At 30.1% G+C, this 16,847-nt stretch carries 15 protein-coding genes and 1 pseudogene; 6 read left to right on the top strand and 10 right to left on the bottom strand.

Annotation, left to right across the window (positions count from 1 at the left end; all coding sequences use genetic code 11):
- Positions 1–71: 71 nt before the first annotated feature.
- On the top strand, positions 72–374 hold the full coding sequence (locus AXY43_RS14655) for a zinc-ribbon domain-containing protein (protein ID WP_023975940.1): 303 nt from the start codon (positions 72–74) through the stop codon (positions 372–374).
- A 5-nt stretch (positions 375–379) separates the two neighbouring features.
- Positions 380–745, top strand: a complete 366-nt coding sequence (locus AXY43_RS14650; protein WP_011967409.1) for a DUF2085 domain-containing protein — start codon at positions 380–382, stop codon at positions 743–745.
- A 153-nt stretch (positions 746–898) separates the two neighbouring features.
- Here AXY43_RS14650 and AXY43_RS14645 read toward each other — a convergent pair.
- Positions 899–1,171: pseudogene (locus tag AXY43_RS14645) on the bottom strand (ATP-binding protein); the annotation flags it as partial.
- Positions 1,172–1,281: 110 nt separating this feature from the next.
- Here AXY43_RS14645 and AXY43_RS14640 point away from each other — a divergent pair.
- The gene (locus AXY43_RS14640; protein ID WP_011967406.1) at positions 1,282–1,500 is read left to right on the top strand and encodes a (2Fe-2S)-binding protein; all 219 of its coding nucleotides are present in this window, start codon (positions 1,282–1,284) and stop codon (positions 1,498–1,500) included.
- Between the two features lie 101 nt (positions 1,501–1,601).
- Here the strand turns inward: AXY43_RS14640 and AXY43_RS14635 are convergent, their stop codons facing one another.
- Positions 1,602–2,318, bottom strand: coding sequence for a 2-phosphosulfolactate phosphatase family protein (locus AXY43_RS14635; protein ID WP_105411744.1), 717 nt, complete (start codon positions 2,316–2,318; stop codon positions 1,602–1,604).
- A 40-nt stretch (positions 2,319–2,358) separates the two neighbouring features.
- Positions 2,359–3,288, bottom strand: coding sequence for a TIGR01212 family radical SAM protein (locus AXY43_RS14630; protein ID WP_105411743.1), 930 nt, complete (start codon positions 3,286–3,288; stop codon positions 2,359–2,361).
- Between the two features lie 118 nt (positions 3,289–3,406).
- On the opposite strand from AXY43_RS14630, the gene AXY43_RS14625 reads away from it, so the two are divergent.
- Both AXY43_RS14625 and AXY43_RS14620 read left to right on the top strand, forming a co-directional pair.
- On the top strand, positions 3,407–4,483 hold the full coding sequence (locus AXY43_RS14625) for a YkvI family membrane protein (protein ID WP_039773407.1): 1,077 nt from the start codon (positions 3,407–3,409) through the stop codon (positions 4,481–4,483).
- Positions 4,484–4,540: 57 nt separating this feature from the next.
- On the top strand, positions 4,541–5,509 hold the full coding sequence (locus AXY43_RS14620; protein WP_087702767.1) for a radical SAM protein: 969 nt from the start codon (positions 4,541–4,543) through the stop codon (positions 5,507–5,509).
- A gap of 132 nt (positions 5,510–5,641) precedes the next feature.
- Here the strand turns inward: AXY43_RS14620 and AXY43_RS14615 are convergent, their stop codons facing one another.
- The 5 genes from AXY43_RS14615 to murI form a co-directional block, all read right to left on the bottom strand.
- On the bottom strand, positions 5,642–8,827 hold the full coding sequence (locus tag AXY43_RS14615) for a S8 family serine peptidase (RefSeq protein ID WP_087702768.1): 3,186 nt from the start codon (positions 8,825–8,827) through the stop codon (positions 5,642–5,644).
- A gap of 152 nt (positions 8,828–8,979) precedes the next feature.
- Positions 8,980–9,648 (bottom strand): helix-turn-helix domain-containing protein, encoded by a 669-nt coding sequence (locus AXY43_RS14610; RefSeq protein ID WP_017209542.1) that lies wholly within the window; start codon positions 9,646–9,648, stop codon positions 8,980–8,982.
- A 1-nt stretch (position 9,649) separates the two neighbouring features.
- Positions 9,650–10,021 (bottom strand): DUF3783 domain-containing protein, encoded by a 372-nt coding sequence (locus tag AXY43_RS14605; protein ID WP_011967399.1) that lies wholly within the window; start codon positions 10,019–10,021, stop codon positions 9,650–9,652.
- 52 nt (positions 10,022–10,073) lie between these two features.
- Positions 10,074–10,598 (bottom strand): peptidylprolyl isomerase, encoded by a 525-nt coding sequence (locus AXY43_RS14600; protein WP_105411742.1) that lies wholly within the window; start codon positions 10,596–10,598, stop codon positions 10,074–10,076.
- A gap of 105 nt (positions 10,599–10,703) precedes the next feature.
- The gene (gene murI / locus AXY43_RS14595; protein ID WP_039773412.1) at positions 10,704–11,483 is read right to left on the bottom strand and encodes a glutamate racemase; all 780 of its coding nucleotides are present in this window, start codon (positions 11,481–11,483) and stop codon (positions 10,704–10,706) included.
- Positions 11,484–11,966: 483 nt separating this feature from the next.
- Between murI and AXY43_RS14590 the strand changes: the two genes are divergently transcribed.
- The gene (locus tag AXY43_RS14590; RefSeq protein ID WP_017209545.1) at positions 11,967–13,076 is read left to right on the top strand and encodes an HD-GYP domain-containing protein; all 1,110 of its coding nucleotides are present in this window, start codon (positions 11,967–11,969) and stop codon (positions 13,074–13,076) included.
- Between the two features lie 121 nt (positions 13,077–13,197).
- On the opposite strand, the gene AXY43_RS14585 is transcribed toward AXY43_RS14590, so the two are convergent.
- Both AXY43_RS14585 and carB read right to left on the bottom strand, forming a co-directional pair.
- Positions 13,198–13,431, bottom strand: coding sequence for a hypothetical protein (locus tag AXY43_RS14585; protein WP_017209546.1), 234 nt, complete (start codon positions 13,429–13,431; stop codon positions 13,198–13,200).
- 194 nt (positions 13,432–13,625) lie between these two features.
- Positions 13,626–16,835, bottom strand: a complete 3,210-nt coding sequence (carB, locus tag AXY43_RS14580) for a carbamoyl-phosphate synthase large subunit (protein WP_011967394.1) — start codon at positions 16,833–16,835, stop codon at positions 13,626–13,628.
- Between the last annotated feature and the right edge of the window lie 12 nt (positions 16,836–16,847).

Raw genomic sequence — 16,847 nt, 5'->3', positions numbered from 1 at the left:
GTTCATAAGTTGTATTATTGACAATACTATACTCTAGTAATATAACAGTATCTTCTTAAAGGGGGAAATATATGTTTTGTAAGAATTGCGGACAACAAATAGATGATAACGCTGCCGTATGTATACATTGTGGTGTTGCTACTGGTAATAATCTATCTTCCAAAAATGCTTTAGACAATCCATCTCATCTAGCTGGAATTGCATCTTGCTGCTTTCCAGTAGTAGGCATAATCTTATACTTCTTATGGAAAGATGAAAAGCCTCAAAGTGCCAGCCTCGTATGTAAATGGATGATCGGTGGAATAATTGTCTGGATAATCTTTTATGTTCTAGCTTTTGTACTCGGAATGCTAGGCAGCTTATCATCATACTAAGTTAAATGCTTAATTGTAAAAAAGTCTTAAACTATATGTTTTTCTGCCATCAATTACCTGAGAGATCATTCTTTTTTAGAGGTCATCAATTTCCATTATGTGCAAGATGCACGGGAATATTACTGGGATATATCCTCGGACTCACATACGTAATATTATCTAAAAATATTCATATAATTATAGAATTATTACTGATGCTACCACTTTTAATTGATGGATTTGGTCAATATCTCATGTACTTTAAAAGTACTAATACAAGGAGATTAATCACCGGAATCTTAGCAGGCATATCAACTATATGTTTATTTAGATTGGCAATAGTTTTAGGTCTTCAATCTGGACATTGGTTTTATAATTTTATTCATATATAACTGTACTGATTTCTTACTACAGTTATAATAATACTAATATAAAACATAGCTATCTAAATCTAGTATTCTTAATGATTTAGATAGCTTTACATTTTTGAATAAAATAGCTATGTAGACCCTTTAGCAAATAAAATAACCTTTCCTAGTATTATCTTATTTAATTATTTTAGGAATTAATAATATAAATTCAGATCCAACGCCATATTCTGAATTCACTTTTAACTTAATACCAAAATTCTTTGAGATAGATTTCAATAAACTAAGGCCAATTCCCGTTCCATTAATATTTTGTCCTCTAACTATATCGCTTCTATAAAATCTATCAAATATTCGCTTTTCTTCGTCATTCTTAATTCCTATTCCATTATCTACAACATTAATATAATAATAAAAATTATTATTTAATATAGGATATTTTTTTATAATTATTGTTATAATATTAATTAACTATACTTTTATTTTAGATTATAAAATGTATAATTAAGATAAAGTTAGTTTTTCAATTAACTTAAAAAATGTTTTTAGGAGATACTATTATGGAAAATAATTTGAATGAAGCAATTTTAGATAAATTAACAAAAACTTGCACTTGTAAGGCAATACCTAGATCAAAAATTAAGGAAGCTATTAAAAATGGGGCTTCAACTATAAAAGAAGTCCAAAAGGCTACTGGTGCAGGCAGTGGTTCGTGCGGAGGTAGAAATTGTTCTCCACGAATAAATGATTTACTAAAGCAATCAAGAGAAAACATATAATCGTAAAACTTTTACTCATAGTAAATTCGAAAAGTAAAACACATACAGATTAAATAAATCATGTATGTGTTTTACTTTTAATTATAATCTTAAACAGTTTTTCATTCACAGGTTATTTTTCCATCTTTATATTCTGGAACTATATCTATGATGCTTTTTTTTATGCAATATTCAATATCATTATTTAATCCTAAGGATTTCATTACTGAATAGTGAGATGCTTCTCGTACATAGCTTAAGATATTTATATTTTCTTTATATATCATACAGGCAGTCTTTGCTATATCTGTTAACTCTATATTTCTATTAATATCTAGCATTTGGTTAATTATATATCCACTACAAATAAAATCATCCATTGAAAAGTTTCCATTTGTTCCTGCATTAATAATAACCACATCATCATTTATATTAATCAATTTTTTCGCCACTGATTCTCCATTTATCATAGCACCTATAAAAACTCTTTTAGACTCCATTGACTTTGTTAAAGCTCTTGTTCCATTTGTTGTAGTCATAAGCACTGTTTTGCCTTCAACTTTTTCTTTTGTATATTCTAATGGAGAATTTGATAGATCAAAACCTTCAATTTTAACAGCTTTTCTCTCTCCTCCTAAAATATAATTATCTCTACTAAGTTTCTTTGCATATTCCAGTGTTTCCTCAATAGTCAAATAAGGAATAACTTCTCTTGCTCCATTATCTAGTGCTGTTATAATTACAGATGTAGCTCTAAATATATCAATTATAACTGCAATCTTATTCATTACTCTGCTTTCAACTATATCATCTGCTGAAATTATAATATCTATTTTCATTTTACTTACTCCATTCCTAATCATTAGAATTAATATATAGTTACTCTCTGAAATTTTTTCCTTGCCATAAGTTGTTATCTTCTAGAGTCCTATCTATTGAATTTAAAACTTCCCATTTTTTTAAACTCCACATTGGTCCGATCAAGAGATCTCTTGGTGCATCGCCTGTTAACCTGTGAACTACCATGTCCTTTGGAAGTAGTGTTATTCCATGAGTCACAAGATCTATATAATCATCTTGCGATAGAAACTTAAGATCTCCTGCCTCGTATAACTTTACCATAGGTGTTTGCTTCATTAAATGTAGTAGATGCAGTTTAATTCCTTTAGCCCCTGAATGAGCTATATAATTTATTGTTTCTAACATATCCTCTTTAGTTTCACCCGGTAATCCTAAAATATCATGAACTACTACATCAATATTTCTCTCTTTTAATTTTCTCATTGCATTTTCAAATACATCTAATTTATATCCTCTATTAATTCTTTTAGCAGTATCATCATTGCTGGTTTGAAGTCCAAGTTCTATCCAAAGATAAATCTTATTGTTTATGTTATCCAATAATTCTAATACATCATCATCTAAACAATCAGGTCTTGTTGCTATTGCGATAGCTACAACTCCCTCCTGATTTAATGCCTCTTCATATTTTCTTTTCAACTCATCAATAGGTGCATACGTGTTTGTGTAAGCCTGAAAATAAGCTATATACTTACCACTTTTCCACTTTTGTGACATCATATCCTTTATATCATGAAATTGCTTTGAAATAGACAATTCTCTGTCACCAGCATAATCTCCTGAACCTCTTTCACTACAAAAAAGACAGCCCCCATTACTTATCTTTCCATCTCTATTCGGACAAGAAAATCCTCCATCTAAAGATATTTTAAATACTTTTTCACCAAATTTATTTCTTAAAAAATAGTTTAAACTATGATATCTTTTTCCATCCCAAAAACTGTTCATATTTCCTCCTCTTTATGTGTCTAATATACCTTCTTTAAATATTGTAACATTTAAAGAATAAATTAAAAGTAAACCTTATATATTTAATAAAAGGAACATTCTTTAAGGGGGATAAATATTGAAAAAGGAAATGGTAAAAGTATTTCAAGTTGCCACTGTGTTTATCGGAACAATAGTTGGGGCTGGTCTTGCTTCTGGAAAAGAAATCACAGAATTTTTTACTCAATACGGTATATCTAGTTTCATAGGAATTATAGGTTGTGGTATTTTCTATATCTTAATAAGTTCTATAATTTCTAGAATAAGCATTAATTATAATCTTAGCTCTTATAGTGATGTTATGAATATAATAAGTCCTAATATATTTGGTAAAATCACTGGTTTTATAACAACTCTCTTTCTTATTTCCAGCGCATCTATAATACTTGCTGGAAGTGGTGCTTTGATACATCAGTTTTTTGGAATACCCAAGATAATTGGCTCACTAATAATGATTGCAATAGCCATATTTTTTCTACTTAGAGATACTGAAGGATTAATTGAAGTTAATTCCTTTATTGTTCCAGGTTTAATTTGTACTCTTACTTTGATTACAGTTTTATATTTTGCATTTTGTAGAAATACAGTTTCGTTAGATAATATCGCTAGCTTTCCAAAACAAAAAACTGGAATCTTTATTTCAACAGTACTTTATGCTGGATATAATACACTTTCAGCCTCAGGAGTCCTAGTACCACTTAGCACTCAAATGAAGAAAAGTAAAATAATGATTACTGGAATAGTAACCGGCGCAATTGGACTAACTATACTTTGTTTAATGATAAATTTATTATTAACAATTAATCAACCTTATATATATAAATATGAGATTCCTTTACTTTTTGTCGCTAATAGATTTGGTAACTTAATTCAAGCATTGTTACTCGTGATAATCTGGTTGGAGATGTTTTCTACTGAAGTTTCTGACATATATTCCATAAGTAAAACCCTAGAGCAAACATTTAATATAAAATTTAAAAAAGCAATTTTTATCGTAATAAGTCTTGCTCTTTTAATTTCCCAATTTGGATTTGGAACTCTTATAACTAAACTATATCCTATATTTGGGCTATTAAGTTTGATTTTTATATTCCAATGTATACTATTCTTTTTTAAGCATAAAAAAGATTTTTCTAACACGACTCAAATCAAATAATTATGATATACTTTTTATAAAATATATTAATAATTATTCTTAAAGGATTTGATATAAATGAATTATCTAGATTTATTAAATGAATGTACTTTATGTAATAGAGATTGTAAAGTAAATAGAAATAATGGTGAAATAGGATATTGCAAAGCTAGCAATATCATAAAAGTGGCTAAGGCTTCCCTTCATCTTTGGGAAGAGCCACCTATTTCACAAGGAAATGGTTCTGGTACTGTATTTTTTTCTCACTGTAATCTAAAATGCGTATTTTGCCAAAACTATAATATAAGTCAGGGGATTAGTGTTAATTCATCTTCTTCTGATTTTAATAAAAATAGCATTAAAAACACATCAATTGTTGGTGCAGAAATATCTATTGAAAGACTTTCTGAAATTTTTCTAGAACTTCAGAAAAAAGGTGCAAACAACATTAACTTAGTGACTCCTACTCATTATGTTCCTCAAATAATTGAATCCTTAAAAATAGCTAAAAAAAATAATTTAACTATCCCAGTTCTTTATAATACCAATAGTTATGATTCTATTGAAACTATAAGATTATTGGATGGATATATTGATGTTTATTTGCCGGACTTCAAATATTTTAATAATAAATATTCTCTAAAATACTCTAAAGTTAATGATTATGCTTCCAATACTATAAAAATAATAGATGAAATGCTAAGACAAGTTGGCACTCCCAAGTTTGATTCAAATGGAAATATACTAAAGGGAGTTATTGTAAGACACCTAATGCTTCCTGGACTCCTTTTTGATTCAAAAAAGATAATAGATATTCTATATAATAGATATAAAACTGATATTTATATAAGCTTAATGAATCAATATATTCCTATGTTTAATGCTTGCGATTATCCAGAAATAAATAAGAAACTTAATCCAAAACACTACGATAGCCTAATTAATTATGCTTTAGATATTGGCGTAGTTAATGGATTTATACAAGATGAAGGTGCTAACATATCTGATTTCATTCCTGAATTTAATCTAGAAGGAATAGAAAAATAAATTTTTATCATACATATATCTTCTAATAATTTCATTAATTATAGCAGCTCCTATTCTAATCACAGCTATATAATGTAGCTGACAGAGAAAATGGGAACTGCTTCTACATCTAAAAACCATCTTAATATAATTCTAATAATAAAATTTAGGAATTCCTCTTTTATTATCTAAACCTGGTATAATCGGAGGCATAAATTCATTCATTCCAAGCGTACTTCTTAAACTTGAAGAATCTCTAAGTTCTGCTATCCTTGATACTCCAACATAGATGTCCGATATTCTATACCATGTTGCATAATCAACAATTCCGGTTTGTGGTAATGTAAATATTTGTTGAAATGTTTTTACTGCATCTGCTGTCTTTTGATTAAACTGTCCATCCTCAGCAACCTTAGGTATCAAAGGATAATTTCTAGCTATTCTATTCAATTGATTCTGGATAGTTCTTACTGCTGGACCTGAAGATCCTATAGTAAGCGGTTCACCAGGGTATGACTGTGGGCTTCCAGAAACTTTTTCAGCTGTAGTTAGTTCGATATCATTTCCATAATAATTTTTCAAAATATCATATGGAACCATTCCTTGTTGAGCTAATTGCTGACTTCCCCATTGGCTTAACCACTGAGGGCAGGTAACACTCTTTCCATCACAATATTGTGTCAAAAGTGGTTGTTTAGCTCCAACTCTCTTTATATAAGTAGAAAATATTTCATCTACAATAGCACTTATACTATCGTAAATATTTCTTCCATAATTAAATGCGTGATCATAAGCTGTTGAACTGGTAATATCAAAATTCTTTCCTTTTCCTCTGTACCATTCAGTATAAATTCTATTTAGCGTAAATGATACAATGCAGAATACATTTGCTCTTATAGCAGATTCATTCCAAGTTGAATATATTTCACTGGAAGCAACATTTTTAATATAATCTTTAAAAGGTACTTTATAATTTGGTGCTGATGGATCATTTGGCCCACCTTGGTGTACAATAATATATTCTGGAACTATTGGTTGAGGCAATACAACTCCAGAACTTGGTGGGGGTAACTGCTTTTCTGGATCCTCTGGTATTTTAGGTGGAAAATTTCCATTCAATGTATTTGGTTGTATATTTATAACCTCTTGTCTCATCATTCCCCTTCCTGAGTTACTTGTCAAATTACAAATCTGATAGGCAACCTGTGTAGGAAATACTTGACATCCTCTTATTACTATTGGGTTAAATCCATCTCTTTCAACCGTTATATCATATAAACTATAAGGCACTTGGTTGCTATTAGGATTCAAAGAATATTCTAAAGGTGGCGCTGTCAATTCAATTATTTGTGTCAATCCAACTGAATCTGTAACTAGCTGAATACTATTAACACTTTCAGCGCCTTGTGGTGTTCTTACAGTTATTCTGGCTCCATCAATTGGAATATAATCCTCCCCCCTGAAACATTGAATCTTTAACCTACCGATATTTGTTGAGGTATTTCCACTACTCGTATTCTCCATAACTTCCCTCTTTATATTTTTTCTCAAAATATTATATTTATTAGGTACGCTATTTGTTACCTGTATATCTCTTGAATTTATATTTCCTCTAGTCAAAATAGCATTTAAATCATTTTGTAACGCTCTTAAACTGTTGAATATACATACTTCACCATATCCCCATGAGGGATTTGGATATGTTACATCTGTACGTCTTCTTCTGGCTCCTCTTAATAAATAATATTTTAACCTTTGACCAAACAAATATGGATCATTTCCTTTAACTATTCCCCATTGCATCATTAACGCACATATTCCAGATACTTGAGGAGTAGCCATTGATGTACCTGTTTTATTATCGTATCCACCATTTGGTACCGGCCCTGCAATATCCTCTCCTGGGGCTACTAAATCAGGTCTTACTATATTCTGATCTTGTGCACCTCTTCCACTGAATGATGATAAATTATTGGTTCTATAATTATAACTTCCTACAGCTATTATATTATCTACTGTTGCTGGTATGCCAAGCGTATTATATTGATTAGGTTCTAAAAATTTAGTTGCAGGATTTAATCCTTCTAAAACCGGAAGCCATATTGAATATGCTCCTAAGTATTCATTCGTAACATTTATTTCTAATGTCCATACACCTTCAACAAGAAAGCCAGATCTAGCAGAAAGAATTATTCTGATTTCACTATTCAATTCAAAAGGTTTAGGTCCAGATATATATATATCGTATCTATCACTCCCTATTGTTCCTTGAATGTAACCTTCTTGTATATTAATATTTCCAGTTCCTTGGCTTGTTGGATTTATTATATTAACTGATATATTAGGTAATATTGTCTTATAAAAATTCATTACTATTGATTTTTCTTCGCTTGCTATATTAAAAATTTGCCTTTGTGTTTTAACTAATTGTCCGCCAACATGATGACCTGCATCACCTTCATTTCCTGCCGCAATAACAATAGATACTCTTTCCAAGTTAGATATAGTCCTAATGTATTGCTCTAGTAAGCTGCTTCCATCGTGTGCTCCATCATTAGTGCTAAGACTAATACTAATAACTAGCGGCATATTCAGTTCTTTACCTCTATCTATAAGAAATTTGATTCCCTGCATAATCTGAGAGCTTAAGATTGCAGTTCCCCTAGCAGCTTTAACCATTGCTATAGACGAATTAGGAGCTACACCTCTATACATAGGATTTATTCTTCCCCCACCACATGCGATTCCTGCAACGTGAGTTCCATGTCCACTATTGTCTATTGATGGAACTACTGAGAATGGATTATTGGATTTTATTGCTTCATTTATCATTTGCTTATTATATACATTTCCCCCTGTACTTAAATCATAAATGTATTCTATTCTAGTGGATGTTCCGGTCGAATCCATAAAAGCAGGGTGAGTATAATCTATCCCAGAATCTACAAAGCCGACTAATATCCCTTCACCTGAAACATCAAAATTTGGAGCCAATTGAAGTATACAGGATGCCCTATTACTTTCTTGGTCTTGCTCATATAAGTTCTTTGGTAATTCTATATATTGAATAGAATTACTCATTGATAGCTGTTCTAATTTATCTCTGGGTATATTAACAACAGCAAAGTTAAATCCTAAATCCTGAAAAGTTCCTCCTAAGCCTTCAACAAATGATTTTGTTTGTTCTTGAGTATCTCTATATAAAATAGTGAGCTCCACATTGTTACCCTGACTCTGATACTTATAACCTAGTTCATCTAATATAGCTTTTGGAACATTAGCTAATAATCCTATTGATGCATCTACCTTTGAAGATATTTGTGTCTCCAATTCAGGCATAATTACCACACCTTAATTAAATATATTCATAGATATACTATGCAATTAAATGTTTTAATGTAACAAAAACAGAGAATAACTGAAAAATTCAATTATTCTCTGTTTCTACCTACGCTTTAATTCTTCAATATAAGAGTTCTTACATTAGTTGTTTATAATGTAATCTCTAGTCTTTCTAATTTAGCAATTACATCTACTTCTTTTAATTCCATGGTTTCAGTAAGAAGACTTCCAGCATTGCTTACTAAAAGTAATTTAGAATTACCTAATACCTTTATTTGTCTTACTTTCCTTTTTCCCTTATAATCTATTAAGAAAAATCCGCTATTACTTATATCCTTCACAGCATGTGCAAATGCAACATCACCCTTTAGCATTCTAAATCCATTCATTTCATCATCTTCAATTTCTAAATAAAATACTTTATCTTGAGGATAATTCTCGATTTTATTTGAATGAATAGGCATCTCTTTAGAACCCTTTTTATTAGATAGTGAATAATCATATATTGGAACACTTCTAAGTACTGATGAGAAAGCATCAGTCCAAACTTCTGAACTTTCTACATTTCTTTTAGGAACTTCCTTTAAAGTTTTTCTTTCTTCCATCAATACTTCATCGGTAACAACCATGCTTATGTCATTTAAATCAGCTTTTAATACCTTGCCCGCTTTATCTATTAGTGATTCAGGTGCAACTTTTCTTCCCATTTCAACTTCATTTAAATATTTTTCTGCTACACCTAGTTTTTTAGCTAAAGCTTTAACCGTAAGTCCGCTCTTTTCTCTAGCTTGTTTTATATTTTCTCCTACACGACTCACTTTACTTTCTCCCCTTTTGTTGTTCTTTATACCATTCTCTTTCTTCAATTAAGTGCTCTAATAGATATTTAAAAGTCCACTTGTAATTCTGTGCTGTAGATACAGCAAGTACTCCACCTTGAATAAAGCTTCTAATATATCTAATAGTAACTTTCAATTGTTCATCCTTAAATCCATTGAAAATTAGTGCCTTTTCACTCAACTGCATTTCATCGTAAGAATCTTCATTTTTGTTTCCATTAATTATATCTTCTAATGTCATTAAAGTCATATTCTTATTAATTTCTATAACTTTAATATTCTGACTCTCAATTTTCTTAATTTCATCCTCTTTTAATCCATACGCTAATATACATTTATTATTTGTAGCCATCCATGACACCTCTCTTCTTTTTACTTACTATAGTCTTGTAGAATGGTATTTTTTACTCTTCAATTATTTCAGGCTCTTTTATTTCTTCCCCTTGTATATCTACTGTAACACTTTTTATTACTTGATCTTCATAAGGCCTATCTGACATATCAGTTTTTTGTGCAACAATCTTATCGGCTACTTCCATTCCTTCAATAACCTTACCAAATGATGCATACTGGCCATCTAAATGTGGAGCATCAGCTACCATAATGAAAAATTGGCTTCCTGCTGAATCTGGATGCATAGCTCTAGCCATTGATAATACTCCTCTTGTATGTTTTAAAGTATTCTTAAAACCATTGCCTGTAAACTCTCCCTTTATTGAATATCCTGGGCCACCAATGCCTGTTCCTTCTGGGCATCCCCCTTGAATCATGAAATTGGGAATAACTCTATGAAATATTAGACCATCATAAAATCCTCTATTGATTAAGTCTACAAAATTTCTCACTGTATTTGGTGCTGCCTCAGGATATAATTCTGCTTTTATAACTCCACCATTTTCCATAGTCATTGTAATAATTGGATTCTTCATCTTTAAATATTCTCCTCTCGATATCAATCTTAATTAGTATTATTATCTAAAACATAAATTTAAATTCATCCTTATATTATATATCTCAATAAATCTGAATCATATTTATATTTTAAAATTAATTAAACTATAACAAAAATCTATCACTTTATCATCATTTATTGAATTACAAATTTCTATATTCCCCTTTTCTTTAGAATCATTTAGTAAACCACTTTCAATTAACTTCCTCTTCAATTCTTGAGCAGTACCAAATCCACCATCAATAAGAGGTATTTCCTTTCCAATAACGTTTGATAAAGCCTTTTTTATAAATGGATAATGAGTACATCCAAGAACTATGGAGCTTATATCATTATCTAAGTAACCTTTGAACTTTTCCTTTAAGTAATACTCTAGATCTTCGCCCTCTACTATTCCCTGTTCTATAAATTCTACTAACCCTGCACATGGTAATGATATTATATTAGCCTCATTTTTATATTTATCCATTAATAATTTAAATTTCTTTTCCCTCAATGTCATAGGCGTTGCCATTATTATTATTTGACCTTTTCTATTTAACTTAACAGCTGGCTTTAATGCTGGCTCTATTCCTATTATGGATATCTGTTTATATTTACTTCTAATCTCTTCTATTGCTGCACTAGTTGCAGTATTGCAGGCTATTACAACCGCTTTAACATTTTTACTTAGTAAAAACTCAACAGCATCAATTGTAAGATCTCTTACCTCACTTACTTTCTTAGTTCCATAGGGTGCATTCTTTGAATCTCCGAAATATATAAAGTTTTCATTAGGCATGATAGATATTGCTTCTCTCATCACGCTTAAACCTCCTACCCCTGAATCAAAAAATCCTATGGGGTCAGTTTTTATATTCAAAACGTCCTCACTCCATTTTTTCAAATATTTAGGTATGCACAAATAACTAATCAGATATATGAAACCACATTTCAAATCTAAAAATAATTTTGGTTGAATCTTAAGTATTAACTAATATTTAAAATTACAATGATAAAAAAGTAAACATAAATCCGATTTATTATTCTTTAATATATTTTATCTACAAATATTTTATTACTTTATTTATCCAATGTCTATAATTTCTGCTTTCCATCTACTCAATTTGATAATTAAATGAATTATAAAATATTAACTTATTTACATAACCTTTTTTATTACATTATTAAATATAATTTTATCAAAAAACTCTATATCATTCAAAATAAACGTCTTCTTATATAAAAATATTTTCATAATATATGAGAATTTTAGATATTATTTTAATATTTTTGCATTGTCATTGTATAAATTTACATGTTATTTATGATATAATGATTATTATTAATTTGGTGAGGTATAATCATGCGATTAATTCCAATTGAATGTGTAAGAGAAAATTCATTGCTAGGCAAAGACATATATACCCCTGATGGTAGATGTCTACTTAGAGCTGGTATTCTGTTAAACGATATTATGTTACAAAAAATTAAGGAATATAAAATATTCTCTTTATATATAATTGATGACTATAGTTCTGCTGAAATTGAAGATGTTATAAAGCCGGAATTAAGACAAAAATCTATATCTGTAATTAAAGAAACATTCTCTGATATAGAAAGAATAGCTTCTGTTCATAAATTTGAAAAGAGGAGCATTAGTGAGTATACAAAGCAGGAACAACAATATTTCAATTCAATTACTAATATAGCAGAAGAGTTATTAGATAATGTTTTATCCAATAAAAATATACTGATTTCTTTAGTTGATATAAAGAGCATGGATAATTATACTTATGCTCATTGTGTAAATGTTGCTGTAATATCACTTATACTTGGAATCAGCTTAAATTTATCTAAGCGCAATCTAACTTATCTCTGCATTGGTGCGCTAATTCATGATATAGGAAAATCATTTATTCCAAGTGAAATTCTTCAAAAGCCAGGTAAATTAACACCTGAAGAATTTGAAGTAATAAAAAATCATTCTCTATATGGATATAAATTTTTGAATAACTTTTTTAGCTTAAGCTCTCATATCAAACTTATAGTTCTGCAACATCATGAGAGATTTGATGGACTAGGTTACCCTAATAGTATATCTGGTAATAAAATTAGCTATCTCGCTAGAATTGTAAGTATTGCAGATGTTTATGATGCATTAACTTCTGACAGGCCTTATAAAAGAGCTATGTGTCCTAGTGATGCACTCGAATACTTAATGTCAAATGCCGGAACACTCTTTGATCATGATATGCTTAACGTATTCTGTAAAATTGTTATCCCATTCCCTCAGGGAACAATTGTAAGCCTTAGCAATGGTGATGTAGGAGTAGTTGAAGAGACTATGCCTAACTTTCCATTAAGACCAACTATAAAAATACTTAAAAGCGATTATCCTAATAAAATTGGTTCTAAAGTCAATTTAATAGAAAATCTTTCAATTGTCATTTCTGATATAAAATATGAAATATAAAATAAGCTACTAAATTATAAAATTTTTGTAGCTTATTTTTTATATATTCTTTAATTTTTCACTAGTTAATGAATGAAAGTTTAGATATATAGTATGAAAATTCATCTAGATTTTATGTACTTTAATTTATGCTTCTTCTATTTAGAAATGGATTCAAATTTGCTAATGCTTCAGCTTCTTTAAAACTTTTAGCTCTAAAAACTAACGTCCAACCATTTTTATCATACTTTCCAGCACACATTATGTATTTTTCTTGTTGTTTTATGTAATTACCCTGTTTATCTATAATTAAGCTTCTAATATTATCAATGCTTTTACAGTTTAACTTAACAAAAAAATTTCCCGATTCGTTCATAATACACATCTCCTTAGCAAACATATGTTCATTAATTGTATTATACAGAACATATGTTCACTTGTCAATATTTCCTTTTAATAATATATTTCATGAAAAAAACTAGGATATCATCTGTCATATCCTAGTTTTAATTTTTAAATAAGTGCAGTAACTTGATTAGTCTTTTTAATACCGCTTTAACTCATTAATTTTTATTTTGCTATATTGAATACTTCCAAATCCTTATTCTCATCAAACTTCTCAAGTTCCACATCTGCAATTGCTCTTAATGTATCTAATGCTGTAATTACTCCTAAGTTTCTCTCAACTGCTGCTCTTCTTATTAAGAAACCATCTCTTTTCGAATCATTTCCTTTTGTTGGAGTATTTACAACTAGGTCTACTTCTCTGTTTTTAACTATATCTAAAATATTTGGTTCTTCTTCATCTATCTTTCTTATTTCTTCTACTTCTATACCTGCTTCCTTCAATAAAGCGCAAGTTCCTGATGTTGCAATAAATTTGTATCCTACTGATGCTAGATCTTTTGCTATTGGTAGGAATTCTGCCTTATCATGCTTATTTATTGTAGCAAGTATTTTTCCTTTTTCCTTTGAAGGATACATATACGCTCCAACAAATCCTTTGTAAAGTGCTTCCTTTATGTTTCTACCAACTCCTAAAACTTCTCCTGTTGATCTCATTTCAGGTCCTAAGCTTACTTCAACATTAGGTAACTTTTGAGTTGAGAATACTGGAACTTTAACTGAAACTAGTTCAGGTTCCTTATATACATCTATTCCATATCCCAATTCCTTTAATTTAGCGCCAAGCATTACTTGTGTAGCTAAATCTACTATTGGAACTCCACTTACCTTGCTTATATATGGTACTGTTCTTGATGCTCTTGGATTAACTTCAATTACATATAATTCTCCTTCAAATTCTATGAATTGAATATTTATCATACCCTTTATCCCAATTGCTAATGCTAATTTTTTAGTATACTCTAATACATCTGCTTTAATTTTGTCAGATATATTTTGGCTTGGATACATAGTTACACTATCCCCTGAATGAACTCCAGCTCTTTCTAAGTGTTCCATGATACCCGGTATTAAAATATTCTCTCCATCTGATATGGCATCTACTTCTATTTCTCTACCCATTAGATATTTATCTATAAGTATTGGATTTTTACTGTCTTTAGCGAAAGCATTTTCTAAGTAGTATGTTAACTCTTCTTCGTCATGAGTTATTTCCATTCCTTGACCACCAATTACATATGAAGGTCTAACAAGTACTGGGAACTTTAATCTCTTAGCTTCTTCTAATCCTTCTTCTAAAGACCATATTCCTTTACCTTTTGGTCTTGATATTCCTAATCTTTCTAGTAATTCATCAAACTTTTCTCTATCTTCAGCCATATCTATTTGATCTGCTGTAGTTCCAAGCGTTACAATATTTTGTTCCTTTAAGAAGTTTGCAAGCTTAATAGCTGTTTGACCACCAAATTGAAGTATTACACCATCTGGTTTTTCTTTTTCTATTATATTTAAAACATCTTCTTCCGTTAATGGCTCAAAATATAACTTATCTGATACATCAAAATCAGTACTTACTGTTTCTGGGTTGTTATTAACTATAATAGTTTCAATTCCAAGTTTCTTTAGTGCTTTTACGCAATGTACTGACGCGTAGTCAAATTCAATACCTTGCCCTATTCTTATTGGACCTGAACCTATAACTATAACTTTTTTATTATTTGATACTTCTACTTCATCATATTGCTCATAAGTTGAGTAATAGTATGGAGATAATGCTTCAAATTCTCCTCCACAAGTATCAACCATTTTATATGAAGGCTTTATACTCCATATGTCTCTTAATCTATATACATCGTCTGGACTAACCTTTAGCATATCAGCTATAGCTTTATCAGAAAATCCTTTTTTCTTTAAATGATGTAACCATTCCTTATCTAAATCTTCTATTTTACTTAATTTTAATCTTTGTTCTTCTTCAACTATCCACTTTATTTTTTCTAAGAAAAACATATCGATTCCAGTAATTTTATTTATTCTATCTATCATGTAATCTCTTCTTATCATCTCAGCTAATGCAAAGATTCTTTCATCATCAGGCTTCATTACTATGCTCTTTAATTTTGAAATACTATATTCTTTAAATTTATTATGATCTAATGAATATTTTCCTATTTCTAAGCTTCTAATTCCTTTTAAAAACGCCTGCTCAAAATTGGCTCCAATAGCCATAATTTCTCCAGTTGCCATCATTTTTGTTCCAAGTTCTCTGTCAGCACCAAAGAATTTATCGAAAGGCCATTTTGGTATTTTTACTACAACATAATCAAGTGTTGGTTCAAAACACGCATATGTTTTTTGTGTAACAGCATTTTTTATTTCGTCTAATCCATATCCAAGAGCTATTTTAGCAGCAAGTTTTGCAATAGGATATCCTGTTGCTTTTGATGCTAGTGCTGAACTTCTTGAAACTCTCGGATTTATTTCTATAACTGCATATTCAAAACTATTTGGATTTAGCGAGAACTGTACATTACATCCACCTTCAATTCCAACTGCATTTATTATATTTATTGATGCTGTTCTAAGCATTTGATATTCTTTATCTGAAAGAGTTTGTGATGGAGCTACAACTATACTATCTCCAGTGTGTATACCAACAGGATCTATATTTTCCATATTACATACAGTAATACAGTTTCCATAAGAGTCTCTCATTACTTCGTACTCTACTTCTTTCCACCCCTTAACGCTCTTTTCAAGTAGAACTTGACCAATTGTGCTTAGTTGAAGTCCCGATTCTAATATTGTTCTAAGTTGTTCCTCGTCATCAGCGATACCACCGCCAGATCCTCCTAATGTATAAGCTGGTCTAACTATAACTGGATAACCAATCTTATTAGCGAACTCCAAACCTGCAGTTAAGTCAGTTACAATTTCACTCTTTATAACTGGTTCTCCAATCCTATTCATCATATCTCTAAATAACTCTCTATCTTCACCTTCTTTAATTGATGCAATAGAGGTTCCGATTACTTTTACATTGTATTTTTCTAATATACCAGAATCATGTAATTCTACTGCAAGGTTAAGTCCTGTTTGACCACCCATTCCTGCAAGTAAGCTGTCTGGTCTTTCCTTAGCTATTACTTTTTCAACAAATTCTAATGTTAATGGCTCTAAATAAACTTTATCTGCAACTTCTTTATCAGTCATTATTGTTGCAGGGTTTGAATTTACAAGTACAACTTCTATACCTTCTGATTTTAATGCTTCACAAGCTTGAGTTCCAGAGTAATCGAACTCTGCTGCTTGACCTATGACTATCGGACCTGATCCTATAACTAAAACTTTTTTTATATCTTTATTTAATGGCATTTTACTAAAACC

This window comes from Clostridium sp. MF28, assembly GCF_002969175.1.
In the GTDB taxonomy this organism is placed as follows: Bacteria; Bacillota; Clostridia; order Clostridiales; family Clostridiaceae; genus Clostridium; species Clostridium beijerinckii.
Note: the sequence above shows the minus strand (reverse complement) of the source record. Positions and strands in the feature narration are given on the sequence as shown.